A 2353-nucleotide genomic window follows, 5' to 3' on the forward strand; every position below is an offset into this window, starting at 1 on the left:
TACGACTATACAGCAGTTGCCGTCCCTGGAAAGAGATGTTTTGGGCGGTGAAAAATGTCCGCTTTGTGGTCGACCTGAATGTCCGCTTTGCGACCAGGTTGGACAACAGGAAACAATTTTCTGAGCCATACTTAAAGGCCCTTACCCTCCGAAGAGGGCCACACCATGACATTTCCTATCAGCAACGCTCCCTGGAACAAGGGAAAGCTCGTTGGCCAGAAACTACCGCTCAAACTCGAACAAATATGGGCTATCCGTATTCGGTTGGAGATTGCTAAGAACATCCGAGAGCTGGCGATGTTCAACATGGCAATTGATTGCAAGCTCCGGTCCTGCGATTTGGTAAAGCTCTTGGTTCGAGATATTTCCAGAAACGGAGAGGTTCTGGATCGGGCGCAAGTCACTCAGCAGAAAACCAGTCAACCTGTTCAATTTGAGATAACGAAAAAGACGCGCGAATCGGTCGAAGCGTGGATCGAATTGCGCGGACTCTCAGGTATGGATTATTTGTGGCCGAGTCGGATGAGAAAATTCGACCACATCACTACCCATCAATATGCCCGTCTCGTCAAAAAATGGATAACCAGCATTGGACTTGATCCTTCAGTCTACGCAACCCATTCGATGAGACGAAGCAAAGCTACATTGATCTACAAGAAGACCAAGAATCTGCGAGCTGTACAGTTGCTGTTGGGACACACGAACATGTCGAGCACCGTGCGATACCTTGGCGTCGAAGTCGAGGATGCTCTGGAGATAGCTGAGAGTATTGAGATCTAAATGCGTAACTTGGCTCCTTGGTCGCTGGATGTTGCAGACGCTGCGAGGTCCGGTCGATGATCACCTTCGGATTCCGATCAGGCTCCTTCAGTCGTAAACAAAAGCGAACATTCACAGTGCCTCAGATCTTCGGCTCTTTCTGCCGTGGTTGGGCGCTTGGTCATTTCTCAAGAACCCGGCAAACGATCAAATGGACTCACAGTTCCTGCTCTTCGATCACCAATAATATGGGTATAGATTTCAGTCGTCCGAATATCGCTGTGGCCGAGGATTTCCTGGACTGTTCGGATATCACTTCCCGATCTCAGTAGCTCAGTGGCAAAAGCGTGGCGAAAAGTATGCGCCGTCACCCGTTTGGTAATTCCGCTCGCTTGTACGGCCTGCCTTAATTGCCGCGCGTATGTCGAATGATGAAGGTGATGTCGGCAGACATATCCTGCAATGGGGTGAACGCATCGTGTTGAAGACGGGAATAGATACTGCCAACCAAAGTCTTTCATGACTGGTCCGTACTTCTTATGCAAAGAAGCCGGGACCGACGTGAGCCCGAATCCCTCGGCCAGATCAGACTCATGGATCTCTCGTGAATGGGCAATCTGCCGCTCCATGTTCTCTCTTAAATTGCCGGGAAGAAGGGTGTATCGATCTTTTCGGCCCTTTCCGTTGAACACCAGCAAGTTCCGGCTTTTCAGGTCAATGTCTTTTATGCGAAGCGAGAGAGCTTCGCTGATCCTCAGGCCACAGCCATAAAGAAGTGCAGTGATTAGCCAATACTCCGCTTCCATATTCCCCAGAATAGAAGCGACTTCCTCCGGGTTGAGAACCGTGGGCATGCGCCGGGGCGTTTTCGACATCTTGTATTGCAGGTTTTCGATCTCCCTTTTCAGCACATTCTTGTAGAGGAAGATTATGGCGCAGAGTGCCTGGTTTTGGGTGGCGGGGCTGACCCCTCGATTTACGGCGAGATGATTCAGGAAACGCTCAATTTCGTGATTGCCCATCACCTCGGGGTGTTTCTTGTCATTGAACAGAATGAACTGACGGACCCAGTAGAGATAGGTTTTCTCGGTTCGATAACTGTACTGCTTCGTCCTGATTTCTGTGCGAACCGATTGCAGAAACGGTGATTTAGACACAGTCGCCCCTCCGTGGCTTAAAGCTGTACATTTATACAGTTATAATGAAAACACCCCGAAAATGCCAAAAATTCTGCGGTTTAATTTGCATGAGGCTGCACATTTTTCACAGGACACTCTAGTAGCTCATTGATTTAGGCTCGAAAATTTTTGGCCTTTTGGATTTAACTTGCAGAAACGTGCAACAATAACTCGCGTGCAAACTTTCCACAGAATCAGGAGAGGAAAAGCTCCTGAGAGCCGGAGGGTAAGGGTCTGAAAAGTCAAGATTATCCGGGGCGTGACTCAGTTTTGGACGGGGTGGCGGCCTTGCGGTTTAATAAGAATTCAGACTAATAAGCTGTTAAATTTAAGGGAGCCTATGCAGGACACTGGATCGGGATTCGTCAGCACGCTGGAGTCGCTTGCCCAATCTTTCGTAGTTGCTTCGGTGCTTT

The 2353-nt window shown here is 49.1% G+C and carries 2 protein-coding genes; one reads left to right on the forward strand and one right to left on the reverse strand.

Annotation, left to right across the window (positions count from 1 at the left end):
- The first annotated feature begins 165 nt into the window (after positions 1-165).
- A complete protein-coding gene (locus tag BM035_RS22075) occupies positions 166-780 on the forward strand; it encodes a tyrosine-type recombinase/integrase (protein ID WP_092034449.1) in 615 nt (204 codons plus the stop codon).
- Positions 781-947: 167 nt separating this feature from the next.
- Here the strand turns inward: BM035_RS22075 and BM035_RS22080 are convergent, their stop codons facing one another.
- Positions 948-1916, reverse strand: a complete 969-nt coding sequence (locus BM035_RS22080) for an integron integrase (protein WP_092034450.1) — start codon at positions 1914-1916, stop codon at positions 948-950.
- Positions 1917-2353: the final 437 nt, after the last annotated feature.

This window comes from Marinobacter sp. DSM 26671, from assembly GCF_900112835.1.
In the GTDB taxonomy this organism is placed as follows: domain Bacteria; phylum Pseudomonadota; class Gammaproteobacteria; order Pseudomonadales; family Oleiphilaceae; genus Marinobacter; species Marinobacter flavimaris.